The sequence below is a fragment of the Cupriavidus sp. DB3 genome, assembly GCF_020418465.1.
Taxonomy (GTDB): Bacteria; Pseudomonadota; Gammaproteobacteria; order Burkholderiales; family Burkholderiaceae; genus Cupriavidus; species Cupriavidus cauae.
Genome location: NZ_JAIZPL010000009.1, coordinates 82,442 through 100,110 on the forward strand (window position 1 = coordinate 82,442; position 17,669 = coordinate 100,110).

Below are 17,669 nucleotides of genomic sequence, written 5' to 3' on the forward strand. Positions count from 1 at the left end.
CAATCGTCTGCCTGAGCGGCGCCCCTCCGCTGCGATGCGCGACCGGCGCGTCCTAGCCCGATCCTGCCTCGGCGCTCTTCCTCGTTCAGACATCAGGCATGTTCAACTCGACCGCAGTCGCCGCCAATGCCGCCCGGCTGATCCAGCAATGGATCAACGACGGCACCTACCCCGCAGGCTCGCTGCTGCCGTCCCAGCGCGAGCTCTCCGAGCGCCTCGGCATCAGCCGGACCTCGCTGCGGGAGGCGTTCTCGACCTTGCAGGGACTGGGTCTGATCGTGGCGCGCCCGGGCAAGGGCGTGTACGTCGCGGAAGGCCCTGCGCCCTCTGCCCATCCCTGGCGCTTCGCCGACTCGCATTCGCTGACCGACATCTACCAACTGCGCTTCGCGCTGGAGAATTTCACCGCGCGGCTCGCTGCGCTGGTGGCGGAGCCGGCCGACATCGACGCGCTGCGTGCCAACGCGGAAGCGATGCAGACCTGCATCGAAGCGTCGGACTTCACCCAGGCGGCGCAGCTCGATTTCGATTTCCACATGCAGATCATCGCGATCTCCGGCAATCGCGCGATTGCGGAGATTCTGCGCAACAGTGCGGAAATCATTCAGGAGAGCCAGCGCCTGCCCTTCTACAAGCGCGGCGCGCGGCGGGCCACGTTCAACGAGCACACGGCGATCATCGATGCGCTGGCGGCCGGGGATCCTTCACTGGCGCAGCGGGCGATGGCGGACCACATCGTGCAGGCGGCGCAGCGGGCGGGGGTGCATTTTCCGACGAGTTTGGATGTTAGGTGATCGTGACGGCGGAATCGGGCGTGTGGTTATGAGGGCCGGTAAATGAAAAAGGGTCACGTGAATATTCGCGTGACCCTTTTAATATTTGGTGCCGGCTGCAGGACTCGAACCCGCCACCTGATGATTACAAATCAACTGCTCTACCTGATGAGCTAAGCCGGCATAAATGCAGACCGCGATTCTACTGCAAGCGGCCTGCATTGGCGATGGTTGACCGGCCAGAACTGGCCGGTCGAAGGGGCTTACTTGACGACCTTCAGCGAAGGCTTGCGCGTGCCGATGCGCGGTACCGGCGGGGGATTCGGATCGTCGTCGTCCGCAGCGTCGGCGCCGTCGGCTTGGGACGCGCCCTCGCTTTCCACCGGCGCCAGTTTCGGCGGCGGATTCAGTTCGCGTTCGGTCGCGGCCTGGGTTTCCGGCACGCTGCGCTCGACCGGGAAGGCCATGCCTTGGCCATTTTCCCGCGCGTAGATCGCCAGCACGTTATCGACCGGCACGTCCAGCTTGCGCGAGACGCCGCCGAAGCGGGCGCTGAAGCTGATCCACTCGTTGCCCATTTCCAGACCGCTGGTCGCGTCGAAGCTGACGTTCAGCACGATCTCGTTGTTCTTGACGAACTCGCGCGGCACGTTGGTGTTCGCGTCGACGAACACGGCGATATACGGAGTGAAGCCGTTGTCCGTGCACCATTCGTAAATGGCGCGGATCAGGTAGGGCTTGGTCGAGGTTTCAGGCATATGACTTCCAGAGGCGTCGCGCGGCGGCCCGAGCGAACTCGGGCCGGGCCGGCTTAGCGGCGCATCACCTTTTCGGACGGGGTCAGCGCTTCGATATAGGCCGGGCGGCTGAAGATCCGTTCCGCGTACTTCAGCAGCGGCGCGGCGTTCTTCGACAGTTCGATGCCGTAGTGGTCCAGGCGCCACAGCAGCGGCGCGATGGCGACGTCCAGCATCGAGAACTCTTCGCCGAGCATGTACTTGTTTTTGACGAAGATCGGCGCCAGTTGCGTCAGGCGGTCGCGGATCGCGCCGCGTGCACGCTCGTGGCTCTTTTCCGCCGTCTTGCCCTTTTCGTTCTCCAGCACGTAGACGTGGGTGAACAGTTCCTTCTCGAAGTTGAACAGGAACAGGCGGGCGCGGGCGCGCTGGACCGGGTCGGCCGGCATCAGCTGCGGGTGCGGGAAGCGCTCGTCGATGTACTCGTTAATGATGTTGGATTCGTACAGGATCAGGTCGCGCTCGACCAGGATGGGCACCTGGCCGTAGGGATTCATCACCGAGATGTCTTCCGGCTTGTTGAACAGGTCGACGTCGCGGATTTCGAAGTCCATGCCCTTTTCGAACAGGACCAAGCGGCAACGCTGAGAGAACGGGCAGGTGGTGCCCGAATACAACACCATCATGGTTGGGATTCCTTGGAGGCGGCGCTAGGCCGAAGTTGGGTCAAACATTCTGTCAGAACCCACCATCGGAAAGCAAATTCGTTACAAATAGCGTAACGGAATGCCGGATCAGTGGCTTGGCGGGCGACGCATGCGGCCCGTCCGTGCCGTATCCATTTTCATTCCGTCACAAAGGAAAAAGGGCCAGGCGGTGTCGCATACGCAACTCCGCGCTAGCCCTCGGGCGGTCTACCGGGATTACTTGATGTCTTTCCAGTAGGCGGCGTTCAGGCGCCAGGCGAACACGGTGAAGATGCCCAGGAACAGCAGGACCCACACGCCCAGACGGCGGCGATGGTTCTGCGCCGGCTCGGCCATCCAGTCGAGATAGGCGACCAGGTCGGCGACGGCGGTATCGTACTGCAGCGGCGTCATGCTGCCGGGCGTCAGCTGTTCGAAACCGACGAACTTGTGCACTTTTTCGCCATGCTCTTCCACGTCGGCGAACTTGGCGGCGCGCTGGCCCTGCAGCTCCCACAGCACGTGCGGCATGCCGACGCTCGGGAAGACCAGGTTGTTCCAGCCGGTCGCGCGGGTGTCGTCGCGGTAGAAGGTACGCAGATACGTATACAGCCAGGCGTCGCCGCGGGCGCGGGCGATCACCGACAGGTCCGGCGGCGCCGCGCCGAACCAGGCCTTGGCGTCCTTCGGTTGCATCGCGATGGTCATCGTTTCACCGACCTTGTCCGCGGTGAACATCAGGTTTTCGCGGATCTGGTCTTCGGTCAGGCCGATATCGCGCAGGCGGTTGTAGCGCATCATCGACGCGCCGTGGCAGTTCAGGCAGTAGTTGACGAACAGCTTGGCGCCACGCTGCAGCGAGAACAGGTCGCTGGTGTTGACCGGCGCCGGCTCGAGCGGATAGCCCCCTTCGGCCGCAATGGCGGGCGCACCGGCGAAGCACGCGCCGGCCAGCGCGAGAATGGAAAGCAGCTTTTTCATCGTTGTTCCTTGTCCTTGGGCCTGGCTTAGTGGTGCTTGAACGTCACGCGGTCGGGCACCGGCTGGAAGGTGCCGACGCGGCTCCACAGCGGCATGGCGAGGAAGAAAGCGAAGTACAGCAGCGTACCGAGCTGCGACACCTTTTCGCCGACCGGCGACGGCGGCTGCACGCCGAGGTAGCCCAGGATCAGGAAGAACGCGACGAAAACCATCAGGATCGTCTTGTGGAAAGCCGGACGGTAGCGGATCGACTTGACCGGCGAATGGTCGAGCCAGGGCAGGAAGAACAGGATGATCACCGAACCGCCCATGATCACCACGCCCCAGAACTTGGCGTCGATGAAGTAGAAACCCAGCGCCAGCAGCACCGCTATCGCGACCGCGATGCCCTTGACCTTCAGGCTCTTGCTGCGCAGGAACAGGATGCCCAGCAGCACGGCGAAGAAGATCCACAGGATCGGCAGGAAGTTGGCCGTGGTGGCACGCAGCATCGAATAGAACGGCGTGAAGTACCAGACCGGGGCGATGTGCGGCGGCGTCTTCAGCGGATCAGCCGGGAAGAAGTTGTTGTGTTCCAGGAAGTAGCCGCCCATCTCCGGGAAGAAGAAGATCACGGCCGAGAAGATGATCAGGAACACGCCCACGCCCATCAGGTCGTGCACCGAGTAGTACGGGTGGAACGGGATGCCGTCGAGCGGCACGCCGTTTTCGTCCTTGTTGGCCTTGATCTCGACGCCATCCGGGTTGTTCGAGCCCACCTCGTGCAGCGCGATGATGTGGGCGACGACCAGGCCCAGCAGCACCAGCGGCACCGCGATCACGTGGAACGAGAAGAAGCGGTTCAGCGTCGCGTCGCTGACCACATAGTCACCGCGGATGAACAGCGACAGGTCCTGGCCGATCACCGGGATCGCCGAGAACAGGTTGACGATCACCTGGGCGCCCCAGTACGACATCTGGCCCCACGGCAGCAGATAGCCCATGAAGGCCTCGGCCATCAGCGTCAGGAAGATCAGGCAGCCGAAGATCCAGACCAGCTCGCGCGGCTTGCGGTACGAACCGTACAGCAGCCCGCGGAACATATGCAGGTAGACGACCACGAAGAACGCCGAGGCGCCGGTCGAGTGCATGTAGCGGATCAACCAGCCCCAGGGCACCTCGCGCATGATGAATTCGACGCTGGCATAGGCCACCGGGATGCCGGCGGCGTTCAGCGTGCCGTCCGGCTTGTAGTTCATCACCAGGAAGATGCCGGTGACGATCTGGATCACCAGCACCAGCAGCGCCAGCGAGCCGAAGAAGTACCAGAAGTTGAAGTTCTTCGGCGCGTAGTACTTGGACAGATGGTCTTCCCACAGCTGCGTCGCCGGGAAGCGCGCGTCGATCCAGCCCAGCAGGCCGGTCGTCTTGACTTGCTTTTCCGCCGCCATGATCAAGCCTCTCCTTTTTCGTCTTTGCCGATCACGATCGTGGTGTCGGTGAGGAACTGGTATGGGGGAACGTCAAGGTTCTGCGGTGCCGGCTTGTTCTTGAAGACGCGGCCTGCCAGGTCGAAGGTCGAGCCGTGGCACGGGCAAAGGAAACCGGGGTCGGAACCGAGGGTGGGATTGGCGCCAGCCGCGAACGGGCCGGACGGGGAGCAACCGAGATGGGAACAGATACCGACGACGACGAGGATGTCCTTGTGCTCGGGCCGGGAACGGGTTTCGTTCTTGCAATACTCGGGGGTTTCCATCGTGAACGGAATTTCCGAGTTCGGGTCGGCCACTTCGGCGTCGGTCTTTTTCAGCGACGCCAGCATCTCCTCCGTGCGACGCAGAATCCAGACGGGCTTGCCGCGCCATTCGACCGTCATCATTTCGCCGGGCTTGAGCCCGCTGATGTCGGCCTCGACCGGCGCACCTGCCGCCTTGGCCTTTTCCGACGGTGCAAAGGTACTGACAAACGGCACCGCAACCGCCACTCCTCCGATGCCGCCAGCCACAGACGTCGCGATCAACCAGTTGCGACGCCCCTTATCCACGCTCTTCACGCTTTGCTGGTCATTCATTCCAAACCCCAGGGGAAGTCAATTTAGATTTTGCGTCAACCGTAAATTGTACCTTAGGCACATTGGGCAGTGAAAGCGCGGTAACCCGGGGGTGTTCGGTCATCGCGCGAGCGTGCAAGGCAGCCCCGCCGATCGGCCCGAATGCCGCGACAGGCTTGCGTTTGCGGCATCCTTGCGGCAGTCTTGCGCTGCGGTCCGTGGTGAAAAATGAACAACAGCAAGGAGTTAAGCCATGAGCATGATGTCGGAATTCAAGACCTTCGCGATGCGCGGGAACGTGGTCGACCTCGCGGTCGGCGTGATTATCGGCGCAGCTTTCGGAAAAATCGTGGATTCCGTGGTCAATGACCTGATCATGCCGTTGGTCGGCCGCATCATCGGCAAACTGGACTTTTCGAATCTGTTTCTGGTGTTGTCCGACCCGCCAGCCGGAACGCCAATGACGCTCGATGCCTTGAAAAAGGCCGGCGTGCCGGTATTTGCCTACGGCAATTTCCTGACCATCCTGGTCAACTTCCTGATCCTGGCCTTCATCATTTTCATGATGGTGCGCGCGATCAATCGCCTGCGCGCTGCCGAGCCGCCGGCACCGGCGCCCGAAGATCCGGAAGACATCAAGCTGCTGCGCGAGATCCGCGACAGCCTGAAGACGACGCGGGCCTGAGGCCCCGGGGGCCGCGGCGCCCCGGCGTTGCGGCGTCGCGGGCGGACCATTCGGTCAGACCGCGTTCGCACCTCGCTCAGACCGGATTCGGGATGTCGATGAAGGTATGGCGCAGGCCGAACTGCTGCGCCAGATGGGTGCCGAGCGCCTGAATGCCATAGCGCTCGGTGGCGTGATGGCCGGCGGCGATATAGCCGACGCCGCTCTCGCGCGCCAGGTGCGTGGTCTGCTCGGAGACCTCCCCGCTCAGATAGACATCGACTCCGGCGGCGATCGCCGCGCCGAAATAGCCCTGCGCGCCGCCGGTGCACCAGCCCACTGTCCGAACGGGCTGGTCCGGATCGCCGATCGCCAGGGGCTCACGCCCGAGCACGCCCGCGATGTGGTCGGCCAGCATGCGCAGCGTCATCGATTGCGGCAACGTGCCGGTCCAGCCGAGCTGGTCGTCCCCGAAGCGGCCGGTCGGATTCAGCCCAAGTTCGTGCCCCAGCTGCGCGTTGTTGCCTAGTTCGGGATGGCCGTCCAGCGGCAGGTGATAGGCCAGCAGATTGGTATCGGACACCAGCAGGCGGCGCAGCCTGCCATGCTTCTGGCCGATGACGCGAGCATCTTCGCCGCGCCAGAAATAGCCGTGATGGACCAGGATCGCATCGGCACCGGCTTCGATGGCGGCATCGAGCAGCGCGGCACTGGCCGTCACTCCCGTCACGATGTGAGTGACTTCCGGCCGACCTTGTACTTGCAGACCGTTCGGGCAATAGTCCTTGTAGCGGGGGACTTCCAACAGGTCGTTCAAGTACAATTCAAGCTCTTTTGTTTTCATTTTCAGCCCAAACTCCAATATGTTGCGCCGCTTCTGGCTGTTCTTTGCCCAGGCCGTCACGGTTGTGCTGGCCATCTGGTTTGTCGTGGCGACATTGAAACCGGAATGGTTGCAACGCGGGCGCGTCGCGGTCCAATCCGGTTCGCCGATCGTCGCGCTCAAGGAAGTGGTGCCGAACGTCACAGGCCCATCCGCGGAACGTTCTTATAGCGAGGCGGCGCAGCTGGCGATGCCGGCGGTGGTCAATATCTTCACCAGCAAGAACGGCGCGCGCCGCGGCAACCCGCAGGCCGACGATCCGTGGTTCCGCTTCTTCTTCGGTGACCGGCTGCCCGAGCGGCAGGAGCCGGTGTCGAGCCTGGGCTCGGGCGTGATCGTCAGCGCCGAGGGCTACATTCTAACCAACCATCATGTGGTGGACGGCGCCGACGAGATCGAGGTCGCGCTGACCGACGGCCGCAAGGCCAACGCCAAGGTGGTGGGCTCGGACCCGGAAACGGATCTCGCAGTGCTCAAGATCACGCTGAAGGATCTGCCGGCCATCACGCTGGGACGCCTCGAGAACGTCAAGGTCGGCGATGTGGTGCTGGCGATCGGCAACCCGTTCGGCGTCGGCCAGACCGTGACGATGGGTATCGTGTCCGCGCTGGGCCGCAGCCATCTCGGTATCAATACCTTCGAGAACTTCATCCAGACCGACGCGGCGATCAACCCGGGCAACTCGGGTGGCGCGCTCGTCGACGCGCAGGGCAATCTGCTGGGCATCAATACGGCCATCTACTCGCGTTCGGGCGGCTCGCTGGGCATCGGTTTCGCGATTCCGGTGTCCACTGCCAAGCAGGTGATGGAGTCGATCATCTCGACCGGCTCGGTGACGCGCGGGTGGATCGGCGTCGAGCCGCAAGACATGACGCCGGAGATCGCCGAATCGTTCGGGCTCGAGGCCAAGGAAGGCGCGCTGATCGCCGCGATCGTGCAAGGCGGCCCCGCAGACAAGGCCGGCGTGCGGCCGGGCGATGTGCTGGTTGCCGTGCAGGATCAACCGATCACGGATACCACGGCACTGCTCAATGCGATCGCGCAGCTCAAGCCGGGTACGGAAGTGAAGATGAAGGTGGTACGCCGTGGCAAGCCGACCGAGGTGACGGTGACGATCGGCAAGCGCCCTCCTCCACCGCGGCGCGTGTTGCCTTACGACGAGGAAGATTGAAGACGTTCTGAACGTGCGATGAACTGAAAAGCCCCTTGGTGATGCCAAGGGGCTTTTTATTGGCGTCTATGGATCGGGGAGCCGAGCGCGGGGAGGTACCGTTGTGCCCGCACCAATTGGCCACCGCAGGCTGTAGCGCGCGCGGCACCGTGGCGGTGGGACGTTTCGGAACCCGGCTCCTTCTGAAGCGCGCGTTGCATTGTCGCCGGCCACTGGGCAAGGCCATCTCCACGGGCGGGTGCGTTATCCCGCGGGCGGGACGGGCGCGGACAACGCTATTGACGGCGCGTCTTTTCGTGGACGCGGGCTTGGCCTGACTCCCGCCGCGGCCCTACCGTCCGATCGCGCGCTGGTCGCCGACGTGGCCAGCTCGGCTTCCTGGCCGGGCGCCTTCTCGAAGCCCATAACAACAACGATCAGGACACCACAAAACAAAACGCCGGCATCCCGAAGGATGCCGGCGTTTCGATCAAGCTAACTTGATGCGATCGCTCGCGTCAAATTAGAACTTGTGACGCACGCCAACGATGGCGCCGATCTGGTCCTTGTCGGCTTGAACATTCGCCGGACCGTAGCCAGCAACGCCCAGCTGCGAACCGTCCTTGTTCAGAGCGTACGACACCGATGCGTAGATGTCGGTGCGCTTCGACAGGGCGTAGTCGCCGGTCAGCGCGAACTGCCACGGATCCGCACCGGTGCGGCGGAAGTCTTGGTAGTACGCAGCGCCGGTAACCGAGAAGGCCGGGGTCAGCTGGTAAGCCAGGCCGGCCCAGTACAGGTTCGACGTGCTGTTGTCGACGCTCGGTGCACCCGGCAGAACGGCGCCGTCAGCAGCCTTCGCCCAACGGTAGCCCACGAATGCCTTGGCCGGGCCGAAAGCATACGAACCGGCGACAGTCGCGCGGCGGATACGACGGCCGCTGGCGTCAACCACGGTGCCAGCCGGAGCGCCCGGCACAGCAACGGTCGTGCCATGGGTTTCGTCGTACGCAGCACCGACCGCGAACGGGCCAGCAGCGTAGCTCAGCAGCGCGCCGTACTCTTGGCCGCGGCGGAAGGCACCAGCCTCTTCCTGCCCTTCGTTACGGAACGAGTACATGGCCGACGCGGTCAGGCCACCGAACTTGCCGACGTACTTGACGGTGTTGTCCGCACGCGATTGGAATTCCGGAGCGATCGACGTGATCGAGTAACGCGGAGCGATCGCCATCGGGTCGAATTGCAGACCGAAGTCATACATCACGGTCTGTTGACGGCCCAGGGTCAGGGTGCCGAACTGGTTCTGCAGACCGACGTAGGCAGCACGGCCGAACAGACGATTGTCTTGGCCCGAGCGACCGGTATCGATGTCGAAACCGCTTTCCAGCACGAACAGACCCTTCAGGCCACCGCCCAGGTCTTCCACGCCACGCAGGCCCCAACGCGAGCCCGACTGGCCGCCCGACTGCATGCGGAACAGGTTGTCGCCGTTCGGGCCAGCGTTGTTGTTGTACTCGATACCAGCGTCGACCACGCCGTACAGGGTCACGCTCGACTGGGCGTAGGCACCACCAGCGGCCAGGGCGGCGACTGCAGCTGCAAACAGTTTCATCTTCATATCGACACTTTCCTTGTCAACTGATTGGGAAATCTTGGGTTGCCCAAGTGCATGGGCGACGCATTCACCATCACGTCTGCTGCGTATTATGTGTCAGGCTCCCGCGCGCTCAGAAGGCTTTTTCGTCGTAAACCGTTCCTGAGGGCGGCTTTTGTTGCTGAACAGCAACAGGAGAAACGGTGATTTTCCCCATTTTGGTGCAAAAAGGACGCAAGGTTTGCGCCCTCTTGCCCTCATCAGTCGGCTTGCGACTCTTTTGCGGCGCCGTCATTGGGCAGCGGACGGCCGATGACCTTGGCCATCAGCAGGCCAAGCTCGTAGAGCAGGATCAGCGGGATCGCCAGCAACAGCTGCGACAGCACATCGGGCGGCGTGACGATGGCGGCGATGATGAAGGCGCCAACGATCACATACGGGCGGATCTGCTTGAGCTTCTCCAGCTCCACCACGCCGAAGCGCACCAGCACGATGACGACCACCGGCACCTCGAAGGTGATGCCGAACGCCAGGAACGTCGTCATGGCGAAGCCGAGATACTTGTCGATGTCGGTCGACATTTCGGCACCGAGCGGCGCGTTGTAGTGCGCCATGAAGTGGAACACCGTCGGAAACACCAGGAAGTAGGCAAAGGCGACGCCGAACAGGAACAGCAGATAGCTGCTCGTGACCAGCGGCATGATCAGCCGCTTCTCGTGCTGATAGAGCCCGGGCGCGACGAATTGCCAGACCTGGTACAGCACCCATGGCAACGCGATCAGGAAAGCGACCAGCAACGTGACCTTCATCGGCACGAAGAACGAGCCGGTCACGTCGGTCACGATCATCTTGCCGCCTTTGGGCAGCGACTCCATCAGCGGCCGCGCAAACAGGTTGAAGATATCCGGCGCCCAGTACACCAGGCTGACGAATACCACCAGCACGCCGGCGACGGCCTTGACGATGCGCTCGCGCAGCTCCACCAGGTGGGAGATAAAGGTTTCCTGCGGGGATTCGTCTTGGGGATCGGGAGAACGCGATTCGCTCATGGCGGCAGCCGCTCAGCAGCGGTGGGCGGACAACAGGGAAGAGAAAAGCGACATCGCGCGCGGCAAGGCGCGCGACGAACGTGCGGACCGGTCGGCCGCCGGCATCGGGGCGGACTGCCGCATGGTCACTCGAAGAAAGAACGGGCGGGACGCGTCGCCGGACGGTGCCGCTTGACGCGGGCAGCGCCGGATTGCGCCCAGCCGCGGACGTTGTTCTGGCGCTTGTACCACTTCGGCACGGCGGCCTGCTTGACGCGCCAGCTCTTGCGGCCGTTGTGCATCTTGTGCGCGCTGTCCCAGCTCGGCACATACGAGGCAGGCACATCGGTGCCGGCGGGGGTACCGATCTCGCTGGTGTCGCCGGACAACGCCTCGTTCAGCGACTGCGCCTGCTCGTTGACCTCTTTGTGGATGGTCCGCTCGACATCGCGCGCGGCTTCCTCGAATTCGGTGCGCATGCGGCGCAGTTCGTCCAGTTCGACCTCGCGGCTGACCTCCGCCTTCACATCGCTGATATAGCGTTGCGCGCGCCCGACCAGCGCACCGACGGTGCGGGCGACCTTGGGCAGCCGCTCGGGACCGATCACGATCAGCGCGACCGCGCCGATCAGCGCCAGCTTGGAAATGCCCAGATCGATCATGCGGGATTCAATGCCAGTGCCGGGCGCGGCCGGGCGCAATGCCCTGCGCCGCCGCCCGGAGGAAGGAGGGAATCAGTGTACCGGGGGCCGGCCCGGCCGATGCGGGGCCGCGCCGGCCGGACGCCGACTGACTGCATGATGCGGATTACTGCTGCTGGCGCGACTTTTCCTTGGCGTCCACGTCGATCGTGGTCGAGTCGCGCAGTTCCTTGGGCGTGCCGGCGGCGGTGTCCTCGCCCGCCGGGGCGTTGGGATCCTTCATGCCGTCCTTGAAGCCTTTGACCGCGCCGCCCAGATCCTGGCCGATATTGCGCAGCTTCTTCGTACCGAAGACCAGCATGACGATCACCAGCACGATCAGCCAATGCCAAATGCTAAACGAACCCATTTTCCTGCTCCTGATGAAGCCCCGCGCGGCACCTTGCCACGCGGACCCGTTGTTCCGTCCGAGCTCGCACGCCGGGCGACGGTAGCCGGCGCTGTTCCGTCCGCCGCGAGCGGCAGGACGTCATTCTTTACTCCAGGCTTGCCGCGGCGGCCTACGGCAGCGCGACCTTCCATTCGGTCCGCGGCCCGCCCATCACGTGCAGATGCAGGTGATAGACCTCCTGGCCGCCATCCGAACCGGTGTTGATCACGGTGCGGAAGCCATTGCCGCAGCCCGCCTCGCGGGCCAGCTGCGGCGCCTTGAGCAGCATTTTAGCAAGCACGTCGCCTTCGCCCGGGCCGCAGTCGGCGAGCGAGTCTACATGCACCTTCGGAATGATCAGGAAGTGCACCGGCGCCTTCGGATGGATATCGTGGAACGCCAGCATGTCGGCGTCCTCGTACACCTTGCGCGACGGTATCTGGCCGGCGACGATCTTGCAGAAGATGCAATTCTCGTGTGCGTTCATGAAAGTTTCATTGCGAAGTGAAGGACACCGGCAAGCCGGAATTCAGCCTGGCCCGGTTCGCGCCGTCCGGAAATCTAGAAACGCTGCTCCGGGTACATCGGCTTGCTGTCGTTCAAATACAACCAGCCTTTGACAATACGGTAAAGAATCCACAGCGACAACAGGCCCCAGACGATGAAGGCCAGTGCGATGCCGACCACGGTGGCAAACAGCACGCCCCCCAGCACGGTCCACGCGACCGACCACCAGAACGAGCGGATCTGCCACGCAAAGTGCGATGCATAGAGCGTGCCGCGCGCGTCGTCGCGCTTGACGTAGTTGATGATGATCGCGATCAGCGCGGTGATGCCGCCGGTCAGCCAGAAAATCGCATACAGCCCGTACAGGATATGGGTCAGCTTGCGCAGGCTGTCGAGCTGCGCGCCGCCGCTGCTGGGCACCACCTGGCCGGGATAGTCCTGGCCGGGATAGTCGTTGCTCATTGCACCTCCTTGCGTGTGCGCACGGTTCGGTCCAGACGATACTGTGCCACACGATACACCGCCGCCCGCCGAGGGGCGCCGGCGCTCACTTCGGCTCGGCCGTGCGCGCGGCCTTTTCGGCCAGTCCCGACAGCCCCTCGCGGCGCGCCAGTTCGGCCACCACGTCGGCCGGACTCAGGCCAAAGCGGGCCAGCAGCACCATGCTGTGGAACCACAGGTCCGCGACCTCGTAGACGACCTTGTCGAGCGCGGGGCCGGCCAGGCCGGCGGCGCGCGCGTCCTTGGCTGCCATTACCGTTTCGGTCGCTTCCTCGCCGATCTTCTTCAGGATCGCGTCGTCGCCTTTATGAAACAACCGCGCGACATAGGATTTGTCGGGATCGCCGCCGTGTTCGGGCTTGCGCGATTCGAGCACCGCGGCCACGCGCGCGAGCACGTCGGCCAGCGCGTCGGCCTGGTTCGCAGAAGAGTCGCTCATCAGTGATTGCTGCCGTAGATGGACGAGGGGTCCTTCAGCACCGGTTCGACGGTCTGCCAGTCGCCGTCCTCGACGTCGCCCTCGAATTTCTGGAAGAAGCAGGAATGGCGGCCGGTGTGGCAGGCGATGTCGCCGGCCTGCGTGACCTTCAGCAGCACCACGTCCTCGTCGCAATCGAGCCGGATCTCATGCACCTTCTGCACATGGCCTGACTCCTCGCCCTTGTGCCACAGCCGCTTGCGCGAACGCGACCAGAACACCGCCTCGCCGAGCTCGACGGTGCGCTGCAGCGCCTCGCGATTCATGAAGGCGAACATCAGCACGTCGTTGGAGCCGACTTCCTGCACGATCACCGGCACCAGGCCGTGGTCGTCCCATTTGACCTTGTTGAGCCACTTCTTTTGCATCGTCAAACCCGCATCGGAATGCCCTCGCGGGCCATGAATGCCTTCGCCTCGGCCACCGTGTGCTGGCCGTAGTGGAAGATGCTCGCCGCCAGCACCGCGTCGGCATGGCCGATGCGGATGCCGTCGGCCAGGTCCTGCAGCCCGCCGACGCCGCCCGAGGCGATCACCGGCACGCCGACCGCGTCGCTGACCGCGCGGGTCAGTTCGAGATCGAAGCCGCTCTTGGTGCCGTCGCGGTCCATGCTGGTCAGCAGCAGCTCACCGGCGCCGCGGCGCGCCATTTCGCGCGCCCACTCGACCGCGTCGAGCCCGGTCGCCTTGCGCCCGCCGTGGGTGAACACTTCCCAGCGCGGCGGCTCGCCCGGTGCGGAGCTGCGCTTGGCGTCGATCGCCACCACGATGCATTGCGAGCCGTAGCGCGCGGTGGCGTCCGACACCAGCTGCGGATTGCTGATCGCCGACGAATTGACGCTGATCTTGTCCGCGCCGGCATTGAGCAGGCGGCGCACGTCCTCGACGGTGCGCACGCCGCCGCCGACCGTCAGCGGAATGAACACCTGCGAGGCCACCGCCTCGATGATGTTCAGCATCAGGTCGCGGCCGTCGCTGGTCGCGGTGATGTCGAGGAATGTGATTTCGTCCGCGCCCTGCTCGTCATAGCGGCGCGCGATCTCGACCGGGTCGCCCGCGTCGCGCAATTCGACGAAGTTGACCCCTTTGACCACCCGCCCGTTGGTCACGTCCAGGCAGGGGATGATACGTTTGGCTAGCATCGGAATCCTTGCCACGCGGCGCGCGCAGGCGCGGCGCGACGCGGGCAGCAGCGCCCCCGGGGCGCAATGGCGACGGCTTACTGGCCGGCGCCGAGTTTGTCCGCGAGCGCCTGCGCGTCCGCGAAATTCAGGTCGCCGGAGTAGATCGCGCGGCCGCAGATCACCCCTTCGACGCCTTCGCTCTCGACCGAGCACAGCCGGTCGATATCGCTCATGTTCGACAGGCCGCCGCTGGCGATCACCGGGATCGACACCGACTGGGCCAGCTTGACGGTGGCATCGATGTTGATGCCCTGCAGCATGCCGTCGCGGCCGATGTCGGTGTAGATGATCGCCTCGACGCCGTAGTCCTCGTACTTGCGCGCCAGGTCGATCACCTCGTGGCCGGTCAGCTTGCTCCAGCCGTCGGTGGCGACCTTGCCGTCGCGGGCATCGAGTCCGACGATGATGTGGCCGCCGAACGCCGAGCATGCATCCTTCAGGAAGCCCGGATTCTTGACCGCGGCGGTCCCGATGATGATGTACGACAGGCCGTCGTCCAGCCACCGCTCGATCGTGTTCAGGTCGCGGATGCCTCCGCCGAGCTGGACCGGGATCTCTTCGCCGACCTCGGCAATGATGGCCTTGATCGCGGCCTCATTGCGGGGCTTGCCGACGAAGGCGCCGTTCAGGTCGACCAGGTGCAGACGCCGCGCGCCCTGTTCCACCCAATGTCGTGCCATGGCGGCGGGCTCTTCGGAGAAGACGGTGGCCTGGTCCATATCGCCTTGTTTGAGGCGTACACATTGACCGTCCTTCAGGTCGATGGCCGGAATGAGCAACATAAGCGTGACGAGCGTGTTGAAGTAAAAAGGTTGTCCTGGCGGGACCGGCGCTGCCGGCCCGGCCTTGCCTGCGTCGAACGGCTTGGTGAATCAGGGCTTCCAGTCCACGAAATTCCGGTAGAGCTGCAAGCCGAGTGCGGCGCTTTTCTCCGGGTGGAACTGCGTGGCAAAAATATTATCCCGGGCCACCGCGCTGGTAAACACGACGCCATATTCGGTTTCCCCGGCAGTATGGGCGGAATCGCGCGGCTGCACATAGTAGCTGTGGACGAAATAGAACCAGCTCTGATCGGGAATACCCTGCCACAGCGGATGCGGGCGGGTCTGGCGAACGCGGTTCCAGCCCATCTGCGGCACCTTGTAGCGCGAGCCGTCCGGCTGCGTCATGCCGTCGAGCTCGAAGCGGACCACCTCGCCCGGCATCAGGCCCAGGCATGGCGTGCTGTCCGCACCGGCCCTACTTTCCCTGCTCGCTTCGAACAGCATCTGTTCGCCAACGCACACGCCCAGCAGCGGCTTGCTGGCCGCGGCCTCGAGCACGGCCTCGCGCAGCCCCGAGGCATTGAGCGCCGCCATGCAGTCGGGCATCGCGCCCTGGCCGGGCAGCACCACGCGCTCGGCGGCGCGGATGCCCTCGGGCGCATCGACGACGCGCACATCGGCGTCGGGCGCCGCACGGCGCAGCGCCTGCGCCACCGAGCGCAGGTTGCCCATGCCGTAATCCACAATTGCAATCGTAGTCATGATGTTGGAAACGGCCGTGGCATCGCGTGGCCGTCCCCTCGGAAACGGTGGAGGGTGGTGGAGTCCGGTAGAGATCGGTAGAAACCGGTCGGCGTGGGCGGCGGCAGGAAAAACCCGCCGCCCTTCATCGGACCGGTATCGAAATCAGAGCGTGCCCTTGGTCGACGGAATCGTATTGGCCGCGCGCGGGTCCAGCTCTACCGCCATGCGCAGCGCCCGGCCGAAGGCCTTGAATACCGTTTCGCATTGATGGTGGGCATTGATGCCGCGCAGATTGTCGATATGCAGCGTGACGCCGGCATGATTGACGAAGCCGCGGAAGAACTCGATGGTCAGGTCGACATCGAAGCTGCCGACGCGCGCCCGGGTGAACGGCACGTGGAACTCCAGCCCCGGGCGGCCCGAGAAATCGATCACCACGCGCGACAGGCATTCATCGAGCGGCACGTAGCTGTGCCCATAGCGGGTGATGCCCTTCTTGTCGCCGATGGCCTTGGCCACCGCCTGTCCCAGCGTGATGCCCACATCCTCGACCGTATGGTGGTCGTCGATATGGGTGTCGCCCTTGGCCTCGACCTCGAGGTCGAACATGCCATGGCGGGCGATCTGGTCCAGCATGTGGTCCAGGAAGGGAACGCCGGAAGCCAGCAGCTGGCGTCCGGTGCCGTCCAGATTCAGCGCGACGCGGATCTGGGTCTCGGAGGTATTGCGGGTGACCTCGGCAACACGCATGGTGCTAATCCTGCAGCGAGGCGGCAAACGCCTCGAGAAACTGCGCATTTTCTTCGGGGGTGCTGACCGTCACGCGCAGACAGTTGGCCAGCAATGGGTGCATTTTACTCACGTTCTTGATCAGCACCTTGCGCGCGAGCAGCCGATCGAAGATTCGCGCGGCATCGGGCACGCGCACCAGCAGGAAATTGCCGGCGCTGGGGAACACGGTAACGCCCGGATGCGCGGCCATCGCCGCGGCCACGCTGGCGCGTTCGGCACGCAATTGCGCGGCCTGTTCGTCGAGCACGTCGACATGCTCGAGCACGAACAGCGCCGTCGCCTCGGTCAGCACGTTGACGTTGTACGGCGGGCGCACCTTGTCGATCTGCGCGAGCCAGGCCGGATCGCCGGCCAGGTAGCCGAGCCGGATGCCTGCCAGGCCCAGCTTCGACACGGTGCGCATCACCAGCAGATTGCCGAACTCCGGCAGCCGCGGCATCCAGCTGTGCTGCGCGAACGGCTGGTAGGCCTCGTCGACCACCACCAGGCTGTGGCAGACCTCGCCCTGCGCGGCGCGCACGATCGCCTCCATGTCCTGCTCGTCGAACAGCGTGCCGGTCGGATTGTTCGGATAGGCGAGGTAGATCACCGCCGGCTTGTGCTCGGCCATCGCGGCCAGCATCGCGGCGCGGTCCAGCGTGAAGTCCGCGCGCAGCGGCACGCCGACGAACTCGAGGCCGGTGAACTGGGCCGACATCGCGTACATCACGAAGCCGGGCACGGGCGCCATCACCTTGGCACCCGGCCGTGCGACCGCCAGCGCCAGCATGCTGATGATCTCGTCCGAGCCGTTGCCGAGCAGGATCTCCATGCCGGCGGGCACGTCCATCACGTGCTTCAGGCGCGCGCGCAGCGCCTCGCTGGTCGGCACCGGATAGCGGTTCAGCGCGACCTCGGCCAACCGCTTGCCGAGCTGCTCGCGCAGCGGCGCAGGCAGCTGGTACGGGTTCTCCATCGCGTCGAGCTTGATCAGACCGTGCGAATCGGCCACGTGATAGGCGCCCATGGCGCGGACGTCGTCACGGATGATTCGCTCGATCAGGGAAGGCTCGACTGCTGACATGGATTCCTCTTCGGTTGGGGAGTAAAGGGACGGCACGCGGG

Annotated in this window: 22 protein-coding genes and 1 tRNA gene; 3 read left to right on the forward strand and 20 right to left on the reverse strand. The window is 64.3% G+C overall.

Annotation, left to right across the window (positions count from 1 at the left end):
- Positions 1-98 precede the first annotated feature (98 nt).
- On the forward strand, positions 99-794 hold the full coding sequence (locus K7G19_RS23755) for a FadR/GntR family transcriptional regulator (protein WP_226109490.1): 696 nt from the start codon (positions 99-101) through the stop codon (positions 792-794).
- Between the two features lie 86 nt (positions 795-880).
- On the opposite strand, the gene K7G19_RS23760 is transcribed toward K7G19_RS23755, so the two are convergent.
- The 6 genes from K7G19_RS23760 to petA form a co-directional block, all read right to left on the reverse strand.
- Positions 881-956 (reverse strand) — tRNA-Thr (locus tag K7G19_RS23760).
- Between the two features lie 80 nt (positions 957-1,036).
- Entirely contained in the window at positions 1,037-1,531 is a 495-nt protein-coding gene (locus tag K7G19_RS23765) for a ClpXP protease specificity-enhancing factor (protein ID WP_226109492.1), read from the reverse strand.
- A 53-nt stretch (positions 1,532-1,584) separates the two neighbouring features.
- Complete coding sequence (locus K7G19_RS23770; protein WP_006575790.1) at positions 1,585-2,196, reverse strand: glutathione S-transferase N-terminal domain-containing protein; 612 nt, start codon at positions 2,194-2,196, stop codon at positions 1,585-1,587.
- A gap of 237 nt (positions 2,197-2,433) precedes the next feature.
- Positions 2,434-3,177: a cytochrome c1 gene (locus K7G19_RS23775; RefSeq protein ID WP_149319695.1), complete on the reverse strand. Its 744-nt coding sequence runs from the start codon at positions 3,175-3,177 to the stop codon at positions 2,434-2,436.
- A 26-nt stretch (positions 3,178-3,203) separates the two neighbouring features.
- On the reverse strand, positions 3,204-4,607 hold the full coding sequence (locus K7G19_RS23780; protein WP_149319696.1) for a cytochrome b: 1,404 nt from the start codon (positions 4,605-4,607) through the stop codon (positions 3,204-3,206).
- A gap of 2 nt (positions 4,608-4,609) precedes the next feature.
- Positions 4,610-5,227: a ubiquinol-cytochrome c reductase iron-sulfur subunit gene (gene petA / locus K7G19_RS23785; protein ID WP_149319697.1), complete on the reverse strand. Its 618-nt coding sequence runs from the start codon at positions 5,225-5,227 to the stop codon at positions 4,610-4,612.
- Between the two features lie 232 nt (positions 5,228-5,459).
- On the opposite strand from petA, the gene mscL reads away from it, so the two are divergent.
- Positions 5,460-5,891, forward strand: coding sequence for a large conductance mechanosensitive channel protein MscL (gene mscL, locus K7G19_RS23790; protein WP_149319698.1), 432 nt, complete (start codon positions 5,460-5,462; stop codon positions 5,889-5,891).
- Positions 5,892-5,967: 76 nt separating this feature from the next.
- Here mscL and K7G19_RS23795 read toward each other — a convergent pair whose 3' ends face one another.
- Complete coding sequence (locus tag K7G19_RS23795; RefSeq protein ID WP_226109528.1) at positions 5,968-6,714, reverse strand: Nif3-like dinuclear metal center hexameric protein; 747 nt, start codon at positions 6,712-6,714, stop codon at positions 5,968-5,970.
- Positions 6,715-6,733: 19 nt separating this feature from the next.
- On the opposite strand from K7G19_RS23795, the gene K7G19_RS23800 reads away from it, so the two are divergent.
- Positions 6,734-7,924 carry a Do family serine endopeptidase gene (locus K7G19_RS23800; protein WP_150082608.1) on the forward strand — a complete coding sequence of 397 codons (1,191 nt, stop codon included), beginning with the start codon at positions 6,734-6,736 and terminating at the stop codon, positions 7,922-7,924.
- A gap of 502 nt (positions 7,925-8,426) precedes the next feature.
- Here the strand turns inward: K7G19_RS23800 and K7G19_RS23805 are convergent.
- The 13 genes from K7G19_RS23805 to hisC form a co-directional block, all read right to left on the reverse strand.
- A complete protein-coding gene (locus tag K7G19_RS23805) occupies positions 8,427-9,521 on the reverse strand; it encodes a porin (protein WP_149319701.1) in 1,095 nt (364 codons plus the stop codon).
- Between the two features lie 236 nt (positions 9,522-9,757).
- On the reverse strand, positions 9,758-10,546 hold the full coding sequence (gene tatC / locus K7G19_RS23810) for a twin-arginine translocase subunit TatC (RefSeq protein ID WP_149319702.1): 789 nt from the start codon (positions 10,544-10,546) through the stop codon (positions 9,758-9,760).
- Between the two features lie 125 nt (positions 10,547-10,671).
- Positions 10,672-11,187, reverse strand: coding sequence for a Sec-independent protein translocase protein TatB (gene tatB, locus K7G19_RS23815; protein ID WP_149319703.1), 516 nt, complete (start codon positions 11,185-11,187; stop codon positions 10,672-10,674).
- Positions 11,188-11,332: 145 nt separating this feature from the next.
- The gene (gene tatA, locus K7G19_RS23820; protein ID WP_149319704.1) at positions 11,333-11,575 is read right to left on the reverse strand and encodes a Sec-independent protein translocase subunit TatA; all 243 of its coding nucleotides are present in this window, start codon (positions 11,573-11,575) and stop codon (positions 11,333-11,335) included.
- Between the two features lie 151 nt (positions 11,576-11,726).
- Positions 11,727-12,083: a histidine triad nucleotide-binding protein gene (locus tag K7G19_RS23825; protein WP_149319705.1), complete on the reverse strand. Its 357-nt coding sequence runs from the start codon at positions 12,081-12,083 to the stop codon at positions 11,727-11,729.
- A 74-nt stretch (positions 12,084-12,157) separates the two neighbouring features.
- On the reverse strand, positions 12,158-12,565 hold the full coding sequence (locus K7G19_RS23830; protein WP_223819515.1) for a hypothetical protein: 408 nt from the start codon (positions 12,563-12,565) through the stop codon (positions 12,158-12,160).
- 85 nt (positions 12,566-12,650) lie between these two features.
- The gene (locus tag K7G19_RS23835; protein ID WP_150082610.1) at positions 12,651-13,043 is read right to left on the reverse strand and encodes a phosphoribosyl-ATP diphosphatase; all 393 of its coding nucleotides are present in this window, start codon (positions 13,041-13,043) and stop codon (positions 12,651-12,653) included.
- Positions 13,043-13,450, reverse strand: a complete 408-nt coding sequence (hisI, locus tag K7G19_RS23840) for a phosphoribosyl-AMP cyclohydrolase (protein WP_149319707.1) — start codon at positions 13,448-13,450, stop codon at positions 13,043-13,045. Before hisI ends, K7G19_RS23835 begins: the two co-directional genes overlap by 1 nt.
- A 2-nt stretch (positions 13,451-13,452) precedes the next feature.
- A complete protein-coding gene (gene hisF, locus K7G19_RS23845) occupies positions 13,453-14,223 on the reverse strand; it encodes an imidazole glycerol phosphate synthase subunit HisF (protein ID WP_149319708.1) in 771 nt (256 codons plus the stop codon).
- A 77-nt stretch (positions 14,224-14,300) separates the two neighbouring features.
- The gene (gene hisA, locus K7G19_RS23850) at positions 14,301-15,047 is read right to left on the reverse strand and encodes a 1-(5-phosphoribosyl)-5-[(5-phosphoribosylamino)methylideneamino]imidazole-4-carboxamide isomerase (protein WP_149319709.1); all 747 of its coding nucleotides are present in this window, start codon (positions 15,045-15,047) and stop codon (positions 14,301-14,303) included.
- A 90-nt stretch (positions 15,048-15,137) separates the two neighbouring features.
- Entirely contained in the window at positions 15,138-15,791 is a 654-nt protein-coding gene (gene hisH, locus K7G19_RS23855) for an imidazole glycerol phosphate synthase subunit HisH (RefSeq protein ID WP_149319710.1), read from the reverse strand.
- A gap of 144 nt (positions 15,792-15,935) precedes the next feature.
- Positions 15,936-16,523 carry an imidazoleglycerol-phosphate dehydratase HisB gene (gene hisB / locus K7G19_RS23860; protein ID WP_006575772.1) on the reverse strand — a complete coding sequence of 196 codons (588 nt, stop codon included), beginning with the start codon at positions 16,521-16,523 and terminating at the stop codon, positions 15,936-15,938.
- A gap of 4 nt (positions 16,524-16,527) precedes the next feature.
- The gene (hisC, locus tag K7G19_RS23865) at positions 16,528-17,628 is read right to left on the reverse strand and encodes a histidinol-phosphate transaminase (protein WP_226109494.1); all 1,101 of its coding nucleotides are present in this window, start codon (positions 17,626-17,628) and stop codon (positions 16,528-16,530) included.
- Positions 17,629-17,669: the final 41 nt, after the last annotated feature.